The 17245-nt window shown below is 56.6% G+C and carries 18 protein-coding genes and 1 other annotated feature; of the genes, 7 read left to right on the plus strand and 11 right to left on the minus strand.

Annotation, left to right across the window (positions count from 1 at the left end):
* Positions 1-51 precede the first annotated feature (51 nt).
* A protein-coding gene (locus KI612_RS08130; RefSeq protein WP_226441047.1) for an IS3 family transposase occupies positions 52-1283 on the plus strand; the annotation gives its coding sequence in 2 pieces (ribosomal slippage) (positions 52-340 and positions 340-1283; 1233 coding nt in all).
* Positions 330-446 (plus strand) — a sequence feature (AL1L pseudoknot). Its footprint overlaps the gene before it by 117 nt.
* Before the next feature lie 12 nt (positions 1284-1295).
* Here KI612_RS08130 and KI612_RS08135 read toward each other — a convergent pair.
* The 9 genes from KI612_RS08135 to KI612_RS08170 form a co-directional block, all read right to left on the minus strand.
* Positions 1296-2156 (minus strand): lipase family protein, encoded by an 861-nt coding sequence (locus KI612_RS08135; RefSeq protein WP_226443309.1) that lies wholly within the window; start codon positions 2154-2156, stop codon positions 1296-1298.
* A gap of 24 nt (positions 2157-2180) precedes the next feature.
* On the minus strand, positions 2181-2897 hold the full coding sequence (locus KI612_RS08140; protein ID WP_226443310.1) for a hypothetical protein: 717 nt from the start codon (positions 2895-2897) through the stop codon (positions 2181-2183).
* Positions 2894-3820: a lipase family protein gene (locus KI612_RS08145; RefSeq protein ID WP_226443311.1), complete on the minus strand. Its 927-nt coding sequence runs from the start codon at positions 3818-3820 to the stop codon at positions 2894-2896. Before KI612_RS08145 ends, KI612_RS08140 begins: the two co-directional genes overlap by 4 nt.
* Positions 3821-3918: 98 nt before the next feature.
* Positions 3919-4350 carry an IS200/IS605 family transposase gene (gene tnpA / locus KI612_RS08150; protein WP_226443312.1) on the minus strand — a complete coding sequence of 144 codons (432 nt, stop codon included), beginning with the start codon at positions 4348-4350 and terminating at the stop codon, positions 3919-3921.
* 107 nt (positions 4351-4457) lie between these two features.
* The gene (locus tag KI612_RS08155) at positions 4458-5189 is read right to left on the minus strand and encodes a hypothetical protein (RefSeq protein ID WP_226443313.1); all 732 of its coding nucleotides are present in this window, start codon (positions 5187-5189) and stop codon (positions 4458-4460) included.
* Positions 5186-5314 (minus strand): hypothetical protein, encoded by a 129-nt coding sequence (locus KI612_RS19840; RefSeq protein ID WP_264180833.1) that lies wholly within the window; start codon positions 5312-5314, stop codon positions 5186-5188. Before KI612_RS19840 ends, KI612_RS08155 begins: the two co-directional genes overlap by 4 nt.
* A gap of 148 nt (positions 5315-5462) precedes the next feature.
* Positions 5463-7604 (minus strand): peptidase domain-containing ABC transporter, encoded by a 2142-nt coding sequence (locus KI612_RS08160; protein WP_226443314.1) that lies wholly within the window; start codon positions 7602-7604, stop codon positions 5463-5465.
* A 383-nt stretch (positions 7605-7987) separates the two neighbouring features.
* Positions 7988-8551: a hypothetical protein gene (locus KI612_RS08165; RefSeq protein ID WP_226443315.1), complete on the minus strand. Its 564-nt coding sequence runs from the start codon at positions 8549-8551 to the stop codon at positions 7988-7990.
* Between the two features lie 31 nt (positions 8552-8582).
* Positions 8583-9245, minus strand: coding sequence for a helix-turn-helix domain-containing protein (locus KI612_RS08170; RefSeq protein WP_226443316.1), 663 nt, complete (start codon positions 9243-9245; stop codon positions 8583-8585).
* Positions 9246-9333: 88 nt separating this feature from the next.
* On the opposite strand from KI612_RS08170, the gene KI612_RS08175 reads away from it, so the two are divergent.
* The 6 genes from KI612_RS08175 (at position 9334) to KI612_RS08200 (ending at position 14635) form a co-directional block, all read left to right on the plus strand.
* On the plus strand, positions 9334-9603 hold the full coding sequence (locus tag KI612_RS08175) for a helix-turn-helix domain-containing protein (RefSeq protein ID WP_226443317.1): 270 nt from the start codon (positions 9334-9336) through the stop codon (positions 9601-9603).
* Between the two features lie 266 nt (positions 9604-9869).
* Positions 9870-11384 (plus strand): IS21 family transposase, encoded by a 1515-nt coding sequence (gene istA, locus KI612_RS08180; RefSeq protein WP_226443318.1) that lies wholly within the window; start codon positions 9870-9872, stop codon positions 11382-11384.
* Between the two features lie 16 nt (positions 11385-11400).
* Positions 11401-12153 carry an IS21-like element helper ATPase IstB gene (istB, locus tag KI612_RS08185; protein ID WP_226443319.1) on the plus strand — a complete coding sequence of 251 codons (753 nt, stop codon included), beginning with the start codon at positions 11401-11403 and terminating at the stop codon, positions 12151-12153.
* A 326-nt stretch (positions 12154-12479) separates the two neighbouring features.
* The gene (locus KI612_RS08190; RefSeq protein WP_226443320.1) at positions 12480-12809 is read left to right on the plus strand and encodes a hypothetical protein; all 330 of its coding nucleotides are present in this window, start codon (positions 12480-12482) and stop codon (positions 12807-12809) included.
* Between the two features lie 576 nt (positions 12810-13385).
* Positions 13386-13652, plus strand: a complete 267-nt coding sequence (locus KI612_RS08195) for a hypothetical protein (protein ID WP_226443321.1) — start codon at positions 13386-13388, stop codon at positions 13650-13652.
* Between the two features lie 416 nt (positions 13653-14068).
* Positions 14069-14635, plus strand: a complete 567-nt coding sequence (locus KI612_RS08200) for a hypothetical protein (protein ID WP_226443322.1) — start codon at positions 14069-14071, stop codon at positions 14633-14635.
* Between the two features lie 2 nt (positions 14636-14637).
* Here KI612_RS08200 and narL read toward each other — a convergent pair whose 3' ends face one another.
* Positions 14638-15282: a two-component system response regulator NarL gene (gene narL / locus KI612_RS08205; protein WP_226443323.1), complete on the minus strand. Its 645-nt coding sequence runs from the start codon at positions 15280-15282 to the stop codon at positions 14638-14640.
* 8 nt (positions 15283-15290) lie between these two features.
* The gene (locus KI612_RS08210; RefSeq protein ID WP_226443324.1) at positions 15291-17159 is read right to left on the minus strand and encodes a histidine kinase; all 1869 of its coding nucleotides are present in this window, start codon (positions 17157-17159) and stop codon (positions 15291-15293) included.
* Positions 17160-17245: the final 86 nt, after the last annotated feature.

Raw genomic sequence — 17245 nt, forward strand, 5'->3', positions numbered from 1 at the left:
ATGAATCGCCCCGGGAATTGAGGAGGCTCCATTTCTTGAGAGAATGGAGCCATGAGTAAGACGAACAAATATTCCCCGGAAGTCAGAGAGCGCGCCGTACGGTTGGTCCAGGAAGCACGCAAGGATCGACCTTCGCTATGGGCAGCGGTCGAGTCGATAGCGCCGATGATTGGCTGTTCAACGGTGACGCTGCACGAGTGGGTCAAGAAACACGAAGTCGATACCGGCGTACGTGATGGCATTCCGACCGCCGAGCGCGAGCGCATCAAGGCGCTGGAACGCGAAGTCAAGGAACTGCGGCAGGCCAACGAGATTCTGCGATTGGCCAGTGCGTTTTTCGCGCAGGCGGAGCTCGACCGCCTCAAGAAGAAGTGAGGGCCTTCATCGACCGGCACCGTGAGCGTTTCGGGGTCGAGCCGATCTGCACGTTGTTGCAGGTCGCCCCGTCCGCTTATTGGCGCCACGCCGCACGCCAGCGCGATCCCTCTTTGCTGAGTGCCAGGGCCCGCCGGGATGCCTTCCTGACTCCGCACATCCAGCGCGTCTGGCAGAGCAACTTTCAGGTGTATGGCGCCGACAAGGTTTGGCGGCAATTGCAGCGGGAAGGCATTCAGGTCGCGCGTTGCACCGTCGAGCGCCTGATGCGCTGGCTGGGTCTGCGCGGCGTGAGGCGCGGTAAGGTGGTACGAACCACCTTCGGTGACGCCGCGGCGTCGTGCCCGCTGGATCGGGTCAATCGACAGTTCAAGGCAGATCGGCCGAATCAGTTGTGGGTTTCCGATTTCACCTACGTTTCCACTTGGGCAGGATTTGTCTATGTCGCCTTCGTCATCGACGTGTTTGCCCGCCGTATCGTCGGTTGGCGGGTCAGTCGCTCAATGCGCACCGACTTTGTTCTAGATGCCCTGGAACAGGCGCTCTATGCTCGCCAACCAGAACGGGATGCCAGCTTGATCCATCATTCAGATCGCGGCTCGCAGTACGTTTCCATCCGCTACACCGAGCGACTGGCCGAGGCAGGTATCGAGCCCTCTGTCGGTAGCAAGGGCGACAGTTACGACAATGCCCTGGCCGAAACCATCAACGGTTTATACAAAGCGGAGCTAATCCATCGCCGGCCCCCCTGGAAAACGGTGGAATCCCTGGAACTCGCCACCCTCGAATGGGTGACCTGGTTCAACCATCAACGACTCCTTGAGCCCATCGGCTACATCCCACCCGCCGAGGCTGAGGATCGGTATTATCTGCAACTCACCGCGCAGGCTGAACACGCCTGCACTTAAACCACGGAGCCTCTACGAAACCCGGGGCGATTCAGTAACCCGGTTGAGCGTTTTTGCGTTGGCATTGCTGTTGGTGGCCGCGGTCGGATCGCTTTGCAGGAAGGCCGTGAGCAGCGCCTGGGAATGCAGGTCGATGCCACCTACTCCATCGTGGCTATTGGGGATATCGGCTTGCGAGCCGATACGGTTGGAGGTGGGCACCACCGGCCAACTGGTCAGGAATTCGCCATCGGTGTTGATATTGGTGACTTTCTGTTCACGAACGGCAAGCGTGTCCCCGACGATAGGATTGGGATACGCGGGGTCGCCTGCAATGACAAACGCTTTGAGGCTAGCCAACTGTTTCTCGCTGTAACTACCCCTGTTTCGTAGATAGCTCAGCAAATCGGCTGCAACCGAGTGGGAGATGATGTTGCCACCGATGTTCGAGGTAGAACTCAGGGCAGAACGACGGAACGGAGCTTGGTCGAAGGTGGTGGCACTTTCGTTGAAATAAACGGCCATCAACGCAGCCAAGCCACCGCCCAAGCTGTGGCCGGTGAAGGTAATAGTCGCGTTGGCGTTGAGCGCCTTGATTTGCAAGTAATAGTCGGCAGCCTGGCGAAGTTGGTCGCAAATGTTCCCCAAGGCGAGTGCCCCATCCGTGGCAATGTCGCCGGAAAGATCGGCGGGGTTCGTGCCAGCGTAGGAAATGACGATCTCGGAGGCCTTCTGAAAGGCAACGGCCTCGAAACCGCTATTTGGCAAGTTCCGGTAAGAACCACCAACCTCACTCCATCCTAAGTCAGTTGGCTCTGGGAAACGGTTGACCTGGGCACGGGTGGAGCGATATGCAATACCGGCCAACAACGCGTATTCAATACTTACTGTCATGATCAGTTTTTCCCCTTGAATTCGTTACTTACAAATATTCTCGAAATACTTTCGATTAAATTCGCCGGGGGCCCCCCAGCCACATTTGTAATGAATTAACTCTTCACAACTGCTTATTCCCAACCCCGCCGCCACAGCCTCCCTCAAAATGCTCTTATTCTCAGGCTGACGAAGTTCACTGGTAATTCGCCGTATCGTTTCAGCATCTACAAAGTATTTCCCTAGGCGCTCCACTTCAGTGTCGGGCGACGACGAAATCAGATTCGGGGTCTTGGTTTCCAAGGGAAGCTCCTGCAATGGAACGTGCTCCCAAGTCTTGCCTCCGTAACGGAATACGACATAAGGAGGGTTCGGCCTGTCCCACTTGTTGTAGGCTAGGCACCCCATCGGGTTGGCAACCAGATAAATCGTGCCCTGGTAGATATCGAGCGCCATGGGCAGGAAATTACTGCTGCCCAAATCGGGTGTGGCCTTGTCTTCCCAAATGACCCGCTCACCCGTGGTCGGATGCGTAAACGCCAACGCCTGTTTCGTGTAGGCAGGCTTTTGTCCAACTTCGTGGCGGCCACCTCGCTCGACGCTTCGGTCTACGACAAGCTTGTTGCCGTCGTGCAGCAGGACTTCTTCTTGCCAACTGTCGCCACCGAAACCGAGCAATCCAGCGCAGGCGTTCAGGCTGAACAGGGCGACCAGGGCTAGTAAGGTGGCGAAACGCCTCAACAGCAAATGTCCGTAGCTCATGCCGCATTCCTTTCGGGGCTATTCGCTATGCTGGTATCAAAGGCGTACAGGTTCTTATCGAACACCATCTTCAACAAATCGGGCAGCTTGAAGGTGACCCGGTTGAGCGTTTTTGCATTGGCATTGGAGTTGGTGGCCGCGGTCGGATCGCTTTGCAGGAAGGCCGTGAGCAGCGCCTGGGAATGCAGGTCGATGCCACCTACTCCGTCGTGGCTATTGGGAATATCGGCCTGCGAGCCGATACGGTTGGAGGTGGGCACCACCGGCCAACTGGTCAGGAATTCGCCATCGGTGTTGATATTGGTGACTTTCTGTTCACGAACGGCAAGTGGGTCCCCAGCGATAGGATTGGGATACGAAGGGTCGCCTGCAATGACAAACGCTTTGAGGCTAGCCAACTGTTTCTCGCTGTAAGTGCCTTTGTTTCGTAGGTAGCTCAGCAAGTCGGCCGCGGTCGAGTGCGTGATGATGTTGCCGCCGATGTTTGTCCTAGATATCAGGGCAGAGCGGCGGAACGGGGCTTGGTCGAAGGTGGTGGCACTTTCGTTAAAATAAACGGCCATCAACGAAGCCAGGCCACCGCCCAGGCTGTGACCAGTGAAGGTGATAGTCGCGTTGGCGTTGAGCGCCTTGATTTGCAGGTAATAGTCGGCAGCCTGGCGAAGTTGGTCGCAAATGTTCCCCAAGGCGAGTGCCCCATCCGTGGCAATGTCGCCGGAAAGATCGGCGGGGTTCGTGCCAGCGTACGAGATGACGATTTCGCTGCCGCTTTTGTAAGCAGTAGCTTCAAAGCCACTTGATTTATCTTCCGGGAGACGGGAATAGATGGTCCAGCCATTCGGGAGCGGAAAACGGTTGATGTCCGAGCGCGTATCGTAATACGAGGCACCCGCAAGCAAAGCAAAGTCGACAATCGTGGTCATTTCGATTCTCCGAAAAGTTAAATCCCCCCCGGCAGAGCCGGGGGCCTATCACTGGGGCGCCTCAAAGGCGCTGGTAAACCTGGAGCCGCCCAGGGCGGCTATACGCCTAATTTCATCTGGTCGTAGCGTTCATCTTGATCTTCCTGGTTACGAATGTAGGCCCTCACCATCGCCTCATCCAGCCCGACCGTCGAGACAAAATAGCCTCGCGCCCAAAACACTTCGCCCGTGAAATTCCGGGCTCGCCCACCAAAATCTCTCGCGATCGCAATCGCGCTTTTGCCCTTGAGGAAGCCGACCACGTTCGACACCGCAAACTTCGGTGGAATGCTGATGCAGATGTGCACGTGGTCACCCATCAGGTGCCCTTCGACGATTTCCGACTCCTTTTGCTTTGCCAGCTCTCGGAAAATCTCCCCGAGATGCGGGCGTAGTGCCCCAAATATCCGTTTCTTCCGCTTCTTCGGGATGAACACCACATGGTACTTACAGTTCCACCGGCTGTGACTCAGGCTTTGATACTCTTGCATCGTGAATCTCCTTCTCTTGGTCGAGATAGAAGACTCACAACGACCGCCGTATAGGTCAAACCTGGGTGAGTCCCCCGGCAGAGCCGGGGGATTACCTCAATGATTTATTACTGCTTATCCTGCTTTTCGCGTTGATCAATCATGCTTCGAGCAATCGGGTCGTTTGGAATAATCCAATACCCGTTGTACAAAACCCGTTCCTCGCACATCTGCTCAAGCCGCTCCTTCGATAAGGCCTCCCGCAGAATGGCTTTGTATTCGGGTTGCCGAAATCCGGCATTTAGTCGCTTGATGGCCTCTGAATCGACAAAGCGTTTCCGTAGGCTCTCCACTTGCGTGTCTGGCGACGAAACAATCAGGTTAGGAGTCTTGGTTTCCGGCGGTAGCTCGTGCAACGGAATACGCACCCAGGTCTTGCCGTCGTAGCGGAAAATGACGTAGGGTGGATTTGGCCTGCCCCACTTGTTGTAGGCTAGGCACCCCATCGGGTTGGCGACCAGATAAATCTTGCCCTGGTAGATATCGAGCGCCATAGGCAGGAAATTGCTATTGCCCAAATCGGGTGTGGCCTTGTCCTCCCAAACGACCCGCTCACCCGTGGCCGGATGCGTAAACGCCAGCGTCTGTTTGGTGTAGGCAGGTTTCTGCCCAATTTCATGGGGGCCACCTCGCTCGACGCTTCGATCTACGACAAGCTTGTTGCCGTCATGCAGCAGGACTTCTTCTTGCCAGCTATCGCCCCCCAATCCGAATAGTCCGGCGCAGGCGTTCAGGCTGAACAGGGCGATCAGGGATAGTAACGGTGCGAAGCGCCTCAACAGCGAATATCCATAGCTCATGGCGCATTCCCTTCGGTGCTATTTGCCTTACTGGTATCGAAGGCGTACAGGTTCTTGTCGAACAACATTTTCAATAGATCGGGCAGCTTGAAGGTGACCCGGTTGAGCGTTTTTTGCGTTGGCATTGGTGTTGGTGGCCGCGTTTGGATCGCTTTGCAGGAAGGCTGTGAGCAGCGCCTGGGAATGCAGGTCAATGCCCTCCACTCAGTAGTGGCTGTTGGGGATGTTGGCTTGCGAGCCAATGTGGTCAGGAATTCGCCGTCGGTGTTGATATTAGTTATCATCCTCTACAACCTCCATTTGCCGAGTTGTAGTTACACCAAGCTCAATCACTTCATCCACCTGCAACCCCCGTGGAATCTGATGCGTAATAAATAGCATCGTCACCTTCCCCTTGAGCTTGTTGATCGTTCGCGCAAAGTGTTCTGCCGTCTGCTGATCCAGATTGGACACCGCTTCATCAAAGACCAGAATCTTCGGCCGCTTGAGCAGCGCCCGGGCAATGGCGATGCGTTGTCGCTGCCCGCCAGATAGCCCGGTACCGCGTTCGCCGATTTCCGTCTGGTATCCATCATTGAGCGTTTCGATGACTTCGTGGATTTCCGCCGCCTTGCAGGCCTGGATGACGTCCTCGAAGCTGGCATGCGGGTGGGCCATGACCAGGTTGTCGTAGAGGGTGCCGGCGAAGAGCACGGTTTCCTGCGGCACGACGCCAAAGGTGTTTCTGAGTTCGTTGGCGGCGAGGTGGCGGATATCCTTGCCGTCGAGGGCGATATGGCCTTCGTTGGGTTGGTAGAAACCGAGCAACAGTTTGGCCAGGGTACTTTTGCCGCAACCGGAGGGGCCCATCAGCACGGTAAGGTGGCCGGGTTTCAGGCTCAGGCTGAGATTCTTGTAGAGCCAGGGGTGGTGTTCGGAATAGCGAAAGGCAAGATGTTGCAGGTCGATGCGGCCCGGCCCCTGGTTCTCGCGGGTCGGTGTCAGGGTGTGCGGTTCATGCGGCATGTCGAGAATGTCGCCGAGGCGTTTGACGGCGATATTGGCCTGCTGGAATTCCTGCCACAAGCCGACGAGTCGCAACAGCGGCTGGCTCATCCGTCCGGCAAACATCTGGAAGGCAACCAGCATGCCCACCGTAAAGCCATCGTTCTGCATGACCAGCAAGGCACCGACGACCAGGATGGCCAGTGTCATGACTTGTTCGAGGCCGTTGGCGATGACGTTGTAGGTATTGCCGACCTGCTTGGTCGAGAAGCCGGCCGCCAGATATTGGGCGAGGAAGTCGCCGTATTTCTTGTCGATGTCGGCTTCCATCTGCAATGACTTCACCGTCGCCATGCCCGCGACGTACTCGGTGAGAAAGGACTGGTTTCTGGCGCCAAGCATGAACTGCAGGTTGAGCTTGTCGCGAAATACCGGGGCGACCAGGAAGCTGATGAAGGCGATGGCACCGAGCAAACCGACGGCGATCAGCGAGAGTTGCCAGCTATAGGCAAACATCACGGCCAGGAAGATGAGCAGGAAGGGGAAATCGAGGACCAGCGTGACGGCGGCGCTAGAGACGAATTCGCGGATGGTTTCGACGCCGTGCAGGCGGGCGACCAGGGTGCCGGTGGGACGGTTCTCGAAATAGGGCAGCGGCAGCCTGAGCAGGTGCCGGAAGACCTGGCTACCGAGCACAGCATCGATGCGGTTGCCGGTGTGCAGCACCAGGTACTGACGCAACCAGGTCATGGTGCTGGTGAACAGCATGAACATGACGAGTGCCACGCCCAGTACGATCAGGGTGCTGTTGGTTTGGTGGACGACGACCTTGTCGATGATGACCTGGGTGAACAGCGGCGTCGCCAAACCGACCAGTTGAATGGACAGGCTGGCGAGCAGCACGTCGCGCCAGATGGTTTTGTGTTTGAGGAGTTCGGGGATGAACCATTTAAACCCGAATTCCTTCTTCTCGGCCGTGAAACCGGGAACTTCGTCACCCTTATTGGTGCCGCTGGCTTCACGGGAAATCAGGATGATTTCGGCTTCGAACTGGGTGGCGACTTCTTCGACCGCGATGGTTTCCGGGGTTTGCGAGCCAGCCCGAAAATAGAGAAGCTTCTGGCCATCCGTCTTGAGGACGAGGACGGGAATGGTGGCCTGCGGTGTTTCTGCTTCGGGTACGGTTTCCGGAGTCGCGCGCAGGAAAGCAATGGACGGCAGCGGCAGCTTCAACCAATCCAGATGGGCGGTGGTGCAAGTCCCGGTTTTATAGCCCAGCGCCCGGGCGGATTCGTGGAAGGTTTCCAGCGAATACGGCGGCGGGAATTCCTGCGCGACGAGATTGGCATCGAATGGCTGGCGATAAAGGCTGCAGAGGCTACCGAGCAGCCACAGCACATCGTTGTCCCGCAGCTTTCCCACTGATGCCATTGTTATCTGAATAGCCCATTTTAGTTAAGGGCATTCTGAGTACGAGACCATGCCACGTCAATACAACAAACGTCATATTTCGTACGTTTTTTTGCATATCTGGAACAAATTAACGGAGCGTGCATTGGGGGGGGCAACTCAGTTCAGACCTTCGTGATATTTCAAAAGGATATGAAATATGGGAGTATTAAAAGCGAGATCGAGAGGAGATTCGTCCCTGATGACTTGGGATATCGTGGTTTATTTTGCTTTACCACTGCTGGCATTGGTCGCCCTGCTTGTCATGCTCTCCGGCACGCGATCATCCAAGTCGTAGCCGCCATGTCGGAATGATCTGTTCCAACGAGGTGTGGGCGGGTGCCGGAGAGGTTAATTCAGTGCGCTCAGCGTGCTTTTTCTGGGGTATCAAGAACGCCAGATTGTTTTAGCGTGCGCCACGGCACGACAAACATTTTGAGTAAAACTGCACCTGCGCCCAGCCAGATGAGGCCGAGAAGAATTTGGCCCAACATCCGTTTCCATTCTGGCTCGGCAGAAAGCGCCACCTGGAAAATTCCGCCACAGAGAATGGCGCTCAGAATACTGAGCTGTATCCAGCCATAAATAGGCATCAAGCGACTACGATCAATGATGAACTCGGTGCGAGTGATACGGATGTGGCCCGCACGCTTCAACCAGCGGATTTCGTCATCCGAGAGATCGTATTTATTCTGAAAGTCGATGGTTTCCTCACGAACTACTTTGGTTGCCTTAAATCCGAAGCGATACCCAAACAACCGGTCATTGTCTTTGGCGACGCGATCCAGTTTCTCTTTGGTCCAGGTGGCCAATACCAGCTTGATGCTGCCGGGGATGAAATACTCGTGGTAGTCCCGGCCGGCATTGCGTTGTTCGAGGGCCAGATTCAGTTGAGTGATGTCGAGGTCTTGCGGTTGCTCGTCCTTCATGATGCACTCCCTTACGGTTGAGAAAAACCGTTCAGCCCTCGTGATAGTCACGTCCCGCATTGCGTTGCGAGGGGCTGATATTGATCTGTATGGTGCTGCCGGATGAGCGGGCCAGGGCGGCCACCTTATCAATGGGCTTTCGGGCCTCGAAATGCGCCATGGCGGCTGCCAGCAAATTGCGCCGCTGGGCGCCGGCATCGGTGGTCCACAATTGCCCGTTGTACAGTTCTATCGCGAGTTCCGCATCGGGATCGGTCGGGGCAACCAGGTCGAGAAAGGCGCGGATATCGGGTTCGGCGGCGGCTTCCTGCAAGCGGCCGTCGCGAATCAGGAGCAGCAAGGCTTTTGCCGTCGGGTTGGCGTCGATGATCGCCGAACGGGCCACAGCAATCTGCAATCGAACGGTCCGCAGCAGGTCAAGATCGATACCGCTATTCCCTGTGAGGTTTCCTTCGCCCGTGAGCAGCCAATCGACGGAAATGCCGAAGGTGGTCCGCACGGCATAGAGAAACTCCGCACCCGGCTTTTTCTGACCGCGCACCACGTCACTGACGAAACCGGCCGAAATGCCCAGCGTACGGGCAAATTCCGATTGATTCAGGCCAGTATGGGAAATCGCTTGCGCGAAGCGGAGAGCCAGTCCCTCCAGTCCAAGCGGGGCATCTCCCCAATTTCCTTGATTTGATATTCTCATATAGCGTATATTTGTCTCTATCGCGAATGTCGTTATCCGCTAACAGATAGGCTACTCTTCTAATAAACCAATGTCACCTCAATTGAGCATGGACGCTATCGAAATTAGCTATCGCCTGCGCCGCCTTGGCAAGACGCAGGCCCAGATCGCCCGGGATGTTGGCGTTTCCGGCGGCGTGGTCAGCAACGTCATCTATGGCCGGATCTCGGCGTATGCCGTGGCGCAACACATTGCCGGCCTGCTCGGGCTTTCGATTGAAGAGCTCTGGCCGGAGCGTTACGTATTCAAGCCCCGCCATGCAGTATCGAAACGGCTCCCGCATGAGGATGGCGCAACCGATGGGGAGGTTAAGCCATGACCTGACGCTCAATGTCAATTTGGGGCCAGGAAAAGCAAAAGGGCTCGGAGTACCACCTCCAAGCCCTTTCAGAACTTCCGTAACTAAACTTCGCACGGATTTTGCGATTCCTCTAGCCGGTCTGTCAAGACCGGCGGCCTTCCCTATGTTCCCAATGATCGGCTCCGGCGCCTTCCAGAAGGATGGCGCACGCGGGTCTCACCTGGAGAAACAGCCGTCTGCGCCCTGGCGCGGCCGGCATCATCATGGCCAACAGGAGAATCGCCATGCGCAAAATTCGGCAAGTTCTGCGCCTTGCTTTTGAAGCCGGCGCCAGCCGGCGTCGTATCGCCAGGAGTCTTGGACTCAGTCGCGATGTCGTGACCGATTATCTGACACGAGCTACAGCGACCGGTCTTAACTGGCCGCTGCCGCCCGATCTCGATGACGCGCAATTGGAGGATCGGCTCTTTCCCCCAATGAGCGTGAATGCGCTTCGCAAGCCGGAACCGGCGTGGGCGGTCATTCATCACGAAATGAAACGTAAGGGGGCCACGCTGCAGGTGCTACACGAGGAATTTTTAGCTGAACAGCCGAGTGGCATCGGCTACAGTCTATTTTGTGATCGTTATCGCGAATGGCAGCAGGGTTTGAAGCGTTACATGCGGCAAACCCATGTCGCTGGCGAGCGGGTGTTTGTCGACTATGCAGGATCGACGGTCGTCATCCTTGATCCAGAGACCGGGGAAGTGCGAAAGGCCCAAATTTTTGTCGGGATACTCGGTGCGTCGAATTACACCTACGCCGAGGCGCATTGGAGCCAGCAGTTGCCCGACTGGATTGCCGCCCACACGCGAATGTTCGAGTTCTTCGGCGGGGTTCCGCAGGCCGTCGTTTGCGACAACCTGAAATCGGCGGTCACCAAGGCAAGCCGCACCGAACCGAAAGTGCATCCGGCCTATCTGCATCTGGCAGAACACTACAACACGCTGATTCTGCCAGCCCGGCCACGCAAGCCCAAAGACAAAGCCAAAGCTGAAAACGCCGTGCTGATCGTCGAGCGCTGGATTCTGTTTCGCTTGCGCAAGCGGGTTTTTACGAACTTGCTGGAATTGAATGAAGCGATTTGCGAATTGCTCAATGATCTGAATGAGCGCAAGTTCCAAAAGCTTCCTGGTTCCCGGCGCACGCAATTCGAAGCGCTGGATCAACCGGAACTCACGGCGTTGCCGACACAGGCCTTCGAATACACCGAGTTCCGCAAGGTCCGCATTGGGCTCGATGGCTGTTTCGATGTCGACGGGTGTATCTACAGTGCGCCCTTCACCCTTTGCAAACAATCGATCGAATTGCGGATCACGTCGGCCACCATTGAAATCCTGCATCGTGGTCGACGAGTGGCGAGCCACGCCAGAAGTGGTGGCGTGGTGCCGGTCATTGATCCTCAGCATCTGCAACCGGCGGATCGCTACTTTGGATTATGGAGCGCAGACCATGAATTGGTCTGGGCGACGACGATCGGTCCGAATACCCGAGCCTTCCTGCAGATCCTGCTATCGACGACGAAGCTCAAGGAGCAAGGTTACCGCTCAGCCGGCGCGTTGAAACGTATGGAAAAGGAATTCGGCGCCGAACGTCTGGAGGCTGGGTGTACACGTGCCATCGATATCGGCGCCAATTCATTGAGTAGTGTGCGCTCAATTCTACGGACGGGACTGGATCAGCAGCAAGCACCCGATGACGACTTCCAGGAAGCCTCCTTCCATCACCCGAATGTACGCGGGTCCGACTATTACCATTAATTGAGGGAAAACAACCATGATGATACAAGACACCCTACATAAGCTTAACGAGATGAAGCTATTTGGCATGGCCAAAGGTTTCGAGGATCAACTGGCCAGCACACTGGCCGGACCGCTGAGTTTCGAAGAGCGATTCGGATTGCTGGTCGATCAGGAATCCACCTGCCGGGAGAATCGAAAATTGCAGCGCCTTCTGCTGTTGGCCAAGTTGCGTGAGAGTGCATGTGTAGAAGACATTGATTTCCGGCCAGGTCGTGGGCTGGATCGGGCTGAGATCGCTTCGCTGGCTTTGGGCAACTGGATTCGGCATGGGCATAACCTGATCACGACTGGCCCGACAGGGAGTGGTAAAACCTGGCTGGCATGTGCTTTTGGTAATCAGGCCTGTCGGCAGGGGATGTCCGTCAGCTTTCTGCGTTTGCCCTTGTTGTTAGAAGATTTGGCGGTGTCGCACGGCGATGGCAGTTTCCGTAAGCGGCTCATGCAACTGGCCAAAGTCGATCTACTGGTTTTAGACGACTTCGGGATGGCGGCGCTCAATGCGGTTGGGCGTAATGATCTGCTTGAGGTAATTGAATGCCGCAACGGCACTCGTTCGACGCTGATCACCAGCCAATTGCCTGTGGATCGCTGGCACGACTACCTGAGCGGCGGCAATCCGACGGTGGCGGATGCCATCCTGGATCGTCTGGTCAGCGGCTCGCACCGCCTTGAACTGAAGGGGGAGTCGATGCGTAAACAGCGGGCACGGAAATCAGCGACGACCTGAGCGCAACCGGCTCAAAAAATGAACCCGCCTGCGTGGCGGGTTTCCTTTGGAATGAGTGGCCGACTTTGGATCGGAATGGCTGGTAGGGTTTCGAGTGGAGCGGGTGGCTGCTTTCGACTGGAATCAGTGGCAGGGTTTGAATCGGAATCGGTGGCTGGTTTGGGGTGGAATACGCACTTGACTCAGGGGGCCACTTCAGTCTGACCCCAATGCCGTTACTTTCTCTTTTTTGTGGTTGGTTTGTGCGGAAATCTATTGGCATTTTTCATGTCGTGATAACCACAATGGCGCCTGTATCACCATCATCAACTACATGAGGATTCATCATGAACCAAAAACCAGCACCTAGCAGTATTTCCCAGGCCACCGAGGACCTGTGCGAGATTCCCCACTTGTATGCGCAATACAAAGGAGAATCCCATGAGGAGCGGGCTAGGGCTTATCTCGCGGTTGAGGAAGCTTTCGAGCGAGTCCGAGACTATCTTGACCGGCAAAACACGGAGGCCCCGAGAGATTGGGAGGCGGAGACGGACTTAAAAGCCGCCTACCTGCAGGCTCAGGAGATTTTGGAACAATCGTTCAATTCCCACATTGCGGCTTTCCGCGTGGAGCTGGCCCGGATCAAGGAAATGTCCCTTTGGGGGAGCAAAAAATGACGGATTACTCCCATTGGACGGAAGAGGAGGTGGAGTTTGATCCTGTGGTCATGGCGGAGGACATAGCACTGGCGGATCGGGTGCTGGATACTTTCTATTCCGAGTTATCCTCGGGGCGCCTCCCCGATTGGCAGGATATAACCTCCGAGCTTAGGCAGGCCGTTTTCTTACTCCACGCCTGCTCGGATAGGTCTTGGGAATGGCTCTTCGAGCAAGATATATGGAAAGAACTCCGTTCATCTGACGGGGCTCCCATTTACTATAGCAAGCTCCTTCCTCTGATTCCTAGCTTTCGTCTCCTTGTCCAGGCGTCCATTGGCGGGAGGATATCTCGTGAAAGTAGGGAGCGTACCCCGGCACCTGCGGACGATGGGGATGTGCTTTTCTAGCAGCCTGTCGGACTAATATATGTGAATAAAAGTGGAATAAAAGGGGCCAGGCTCAAATTATCAATCGCCCCGTAGCTGCCATCTGTGGCCAAATCGAGAGACTAAAAAGTTGGCTTGTTATTCCATGTGGTTCGCGTCACGATGATGGCATGAGCGCTATTTCCTGCAGCGCAGCTGAGAGTAATAAATGTCACTCACTCGTCTATTCGTGGTTTCTTTTTTATGCGTCAGCCTGGGCGCAGCGGCGGGATTCCCGTTTATGTCAAAAACGGTTTCCTGGAACGAAGAGGTTTTGCTTTCCAACGGGCAACTACTCTTGGTTCATCGCGATGCCACCTATGGGCCGGATGAATGGGGCCGATCTGGTAGAGGGCGCCTCAAAAAGCAATCGATTCACTTTTCTCTCGATGGAAAAAAAGTGAAGTGGGAAAATGATGACAAGTGGTTTTTTTGACTACATGCCAGACATTCTTGACGTCATCGGCAACACCCCCTTCTTAGTTATGCCGATACATGATTGGGCACCATGCAACAAATACGATTTTCCCCAAGAAGGTCTCGTTGCGTTTGCTTTTAAAAATGAAATGTGGAGGCGTATTCCACTTGTCGAATTGCCAGCAAATCTGAAAGTGAACCTACTTCGAAGTACCCATGACATACGCTACGGGAAAGAATACAGGGACAAACTGATTACGCCGCAAGACAAAGTCAGATTAGAAGGCGGTGCTGGTTGGGGGGGGCACAAAGCCAGGACAGCCAATTTTAGAGGCTAGTAAGTTCTACGTAGCGAAAGAAGAGTCATGTGCGCGCATTCACCCATTACCTAATCCTCAACTTGAGGAGGCTGCGGAACAGAACATCAGGGCGGAAATGAATGCCCCTGTGCTGACAGCCAAAGTCAAACAATCCTCTGGCGTGCCCCAAACCGTTACTGCCGACGATTGTCAAAAAGCACAGGGAAACTGGACCGGCTCAGGCTACCTCCGCAATAACTGCAAAGGAATCGTAGAAGGCATTGAGAACATTCGCCAATATCGCGATGGCGGCGGATGGCATATGGTTGGACACTCGCTTCTTTTGAAGAATGGAAATCAGATTCCCATAAAACAGACTGCCATCCAATTGGCGAAAGCGCCTGCTTTGATGGAGGTAGTGGTCTGCGGTGAGAGCGATGTCTTCGCGATAAAAAGACGAGACAAAGAGCAGCTAATTGTTCATCGCTTTACGCAAACCGGGAATCCAATCGGTGCATTGCGGGTTGATCTTCCCGATATTTCTCAGTTCATTCCGGAGGGAAAGTGGCCGATGCTTTGGGAGGTTCAGGTCACGAAAGAGAGCCTCACAATCACTCTCGGAAACTACTCCTATACAAATACAGCCGGACATGGAGGAGTGCTTGAGCAACAAGTCACCTACACAGTGCAATTGCCAAAGTGACCTCAGTGAATCTGGTTCGCTACCGCCCAGACCGCGGCTTCGACGCGCGAGCGAAATTTTAGTTTTTTCAGCAGGTTGCGGATGTGTACCTTGACCGTGCTTTCCATGATGTCGAGTTCGCGGGCGATCAGTTTGTTTGATTTGCCGACGGCCAGGCATTTCAGGATGGCGGTTTCGCGTTCGGTCAGGTTGGCGGCGTTGCGGCTGTCGACGACGCTTTCCTGGCGCAGCGCAGTGGCAAGCAGGCTGGTCAGCTCCGGGCTGATCGCGTTCTGGCCTTTCATCACGTTGCCGATCAGGCTGAGCATGTCAGCCGGGTCGTTGTCTTTCAGGATGTAGCCGTCGGAGCCGGCGCGGATGGCGGCGATCAGGTCTTCCGGGGCGTTCGAGACGGTGAGGATGATGATGCGTGCGTCGATCTCGTGGTCGCGCATGGTGCGCAGGGTTTCCAGGCCGTTCATGCCTTTCATGTTGAGGTCGAGCAGGATCAGGTCGGGGTCGAGTTCGCGGGCGCGGGCGATGCCTTCCTGGCCGCTCGCGGCTTCGCCGACCACGGCGTAGCCGCTTTCGAGTTCGAGCAACTGGCAGACGCCGCGGCGGAACAGGGGATGGTCGTCGATGACCAGGACGCGGGTGATATCGGGCATGGGGTTCCTCAGGGTGTGGGCTGGCGGTAGCTTTGCGGGCGGAAACTGAGCGTGATCGCGGTGCCCTGGCCGAAGCCGGTTTCGATTGACAGTTCGCCGCCGAGGATCAGGGCGCGGTCGCGCATGATGCTGGTGCCGAAATGGTTGGCGGGAATGCGCTCCGGATCGAAGCCGCGGCCGTTGTCGGCAATGCGGACGCTGACCGCATGTTCGTCGTCGACGCGGATGTCCACGCTGGCTGTCCTGGCGCCGGCATGGCGTTCGATATTGCCGAGCGCTTCGCGGATGACGCGGATGACGTGCATTTCCTCGTTGCCGGTCAGCACGATGCCGGACAGGGCGTTGTCGAGGCGGACGGGAAAGCCGAGTTTTTCCGAGAATTCGGCGATGGTTTCCTGCAGCGCCGCATTGAAGCCGCGCTCGTCGATGCGCAGGCGGAAGGTGGTGATCAGTTCGCGCAGTTCGCGGTAGGCCGAGCTGAGGCCGTTCTTCAGTTCCTGGGCAATGGCGTAGGCGTCGGTGGCCGGGTCGATGTTCTTTTCCAGGCGGGTGACCTGGATTTTCAGGTAACTCAGCGACTGGGCGATCGAGTCGTGCAGTTCGCGGGCGATCGCCGAGCGTTCCTCGAGCACCGCGAGACGGTGCTTTTCTTCGGCGCGGCGCATGTTGGAGAGGGCGTTCGAGACATGGTGGCCCACCGTTTCGATGATGCGCGCCTTGTCGCGCGGTAGCGCGGCGCCGGCCTTGATGAAGATGGGCATGGTGCCGCGCAGTTTCTCGCTGTCGCCGATCGGCAGGAAGAGGATCTGCTGTGCCGTCGGGTCGGCCGCCGCGGCCTGTTCGGCGAGCGGTTGCTGGGCGCGTTCAAAACAGTGCCCGCAATCGTGTTGACCGCATAGCGCCTGCAACTCGTCCGGCCTCAGGTCGCCGAGTACCGGGTGCGCCGGCAGCTGGCCGTTCTCGCTGATGCAGACCATGCTGTGGCCGAGTTCGAGGGCGCTTTCAACTTCCTGCAGGATGGCCTGGATCATGTCCAGCTTGAGGTCGCTGGCCGATAGTTGCTGGCTGGTCCGGTAGAGCAGTTCGAGCGAGCGATTGCTGCGGGTCAGCTCCTCGGTCTTCTCCTCGACCTTGTCTTCGAGGTGGGCGTACATGTTGGCGATTTCGCCGATCATGGTGTTGAAGGCGCGCCCCATCTGGCCCAGCTCATCGCTGGTGACATGCTGGACGCGCACGGTAAACGCGCCCTGCGACACGGTTTTTGCCGCCTTGAGCAGTTCGGCGAGGGGCAGTACCAGCTGCCGGCGCAGCATCCAGGTGGTGACCAGGCTGAGCAGGACGATGATCGCAAGCAGCACGAATTGCGTGGCACGCAGGAAATTGACCTTGCGCTCGAGATCTTCCTCGATCAGTTGCACCACCAGGTCGATCTGGCCGACGAAGACCGGCACGTCCTGCGCCATTTCGTTGAGCGCGTCGGCGTTGCCTTCGGCGGCGGCGCGCGCCAGCGGCCGGATGCTGGCCTGCCAGTGCGTGCTGACGACGCCGATTGCGTCATCGAGCGCGACGTTGTCGACCGACTTGGCCTTGATGAAGCGGTCCAGGCTGTTCAGGCGGCGTTCGAACTGGTCGACGGTGTCGAGCGCCTGGCGCCGCTTGTCCGGCTGCTGTACCTCGCTCAGGGTGCGGAAGCTCAGCATGCGCAGCGAACCGGAGAGATTGATCGCGTTCGCCTTGCCGCTGATGTTGTCGGCCACCGCCGTGGACATCACGATGGAAATGAAGGAGAGCAGGGCGAGTGTGCCCATCGCGATGCCGAGCCGGGCCAGCACGGAGTCGCGCAGGGCATGGGTAATCGATTTCAAGAAGCTTGTCATGGTGTGTATTGCGGCTTACCCCGGCTGGCGTTGTGGGTATTGCCCGAAGGTGGCACCCGGCGCGGCGTGTTTTTACATGGCCTTGA

The organism is Quatrionicoccus australiensis (assembly GCF_020510525.1).
Taxonomy (GTDB): domain Bacteria; phylum Pseudomonadota; class Gammaproteobacteria; order Burkholderiales; family Rhodocyclaceae; genus Azonexus; species Azonexus australiensis_B.

Coding starts and splice junctions, on each gene's coding strand:
- KI612_RS08135 (WP_226443309.1), bottom strand. CDS start 2,156: ATGACAGTAAGTATTGAATACGCGTTGTTGGCCGGTATTGCATATCGC.
- KI612_RS08140 (WP_226443310.1), bottom strand. CDS start 2,897: ATGAGCTACGGACATTTGCTGTTGAGGCGTTTCGCCACCTTACTAGCC.
- KI612_RS08145 (WP_226443311.1), bottom strand. CDS start 3,820: ATGACCACGATTGTCGACTTTGCTTTGCTTGCGGGTGCCTCGTATTAC.
- tnpA (WP_226443312.1), bottom strand. CDS start 4,350: ATGCAAGAGTATCAAAGCCTGAGTCACAGCCGGTGGAACTGTAAGTAC.
- KI612_RS08155 (WP_226443313.1), bottom strand. CDS start 5,189: ATGAGCTATGGATATTCGCTGTTGAGGCGCTTCGCACCGTTACTATCC.
- KI612_RS19840 (WP_264180833.1), bottom strand. CDS start 5,314: ATGCCAACGCAAAAAACGCTCAACCGGGTCACCTTCAAGCTGCCCGAT.
- KI612_RS08160 (WP_226443314.1), bottom strand. CDS start 7,604: ATGGCATCAGTGGGAAAGCTGCGGGACAACGATGTGCTGTGGCTGCTC.
- KI612_RS08165 (WP_226443315.1), bottom strand. CDS start 8,551: ATGAAGGACGAGCAACCGCAAGACCTCGACATCACTCAACTGAATCTG.
- KI612_RS08170 (WP_226443316.1), bottom strand. CDS start 9,245: ATGAGAATATCAAATCAAGGAAATTGGGGAGATGCCCCGCTTGGACTG.
- KI612_RS08175 (WP_226443317.1), top strand. CDS start 9,334: ATGGACGCTATCGAAATTAGCTATCGCCTGCGCCGCCTTGGCAAGACG.
- istA (WP_226443318.1), top strand. CDS start 9,870: ATGCGCAAAATTCGGCAAGTTCTGCGCCTTGCTTTTGAAGCCGGCGCC.
- istB (WP_226443319.1), top strand. CDS start 11,401: ATGATGATACAAGACACCCTACATAAGCTTAACGAGATGAAGCTATTT.
- KI612_RS08190 (WP_226443320.1), top strand. CDS start 12,480: ATGAACCAAAAACCAGCACCTAGCAGTATTTCCCAGGCCACCGAGGAC.
- KI612_RS08195 (WP_226443321.1), top strand. CDS start 13,386: ATGTCACTCACTCGTCTATTCGTGGTTTCTTTTTTATGCGTCAGCCTG.
- KI612_RS08200 (WP_226443322.1), top strand. CDS start 14,069: ATGAATGCCCCTGTGCTGACAGCCAAAGTCAAACAATCCTCTGGCGTG.
- narL (WP_226443323.1), bottom strand. CDS start 15,282: ATGCCCGATATCACCCGCGTCCTGGTCATCGACGACCATCCCCTGTTC.
- KI612_RS08210 (WP_226443324.1), bottom strand. CDS start 17,159: ATGACAAGCTTCTTGAAATCGATTACCCATGCCCTGCGCGACTCCGTG.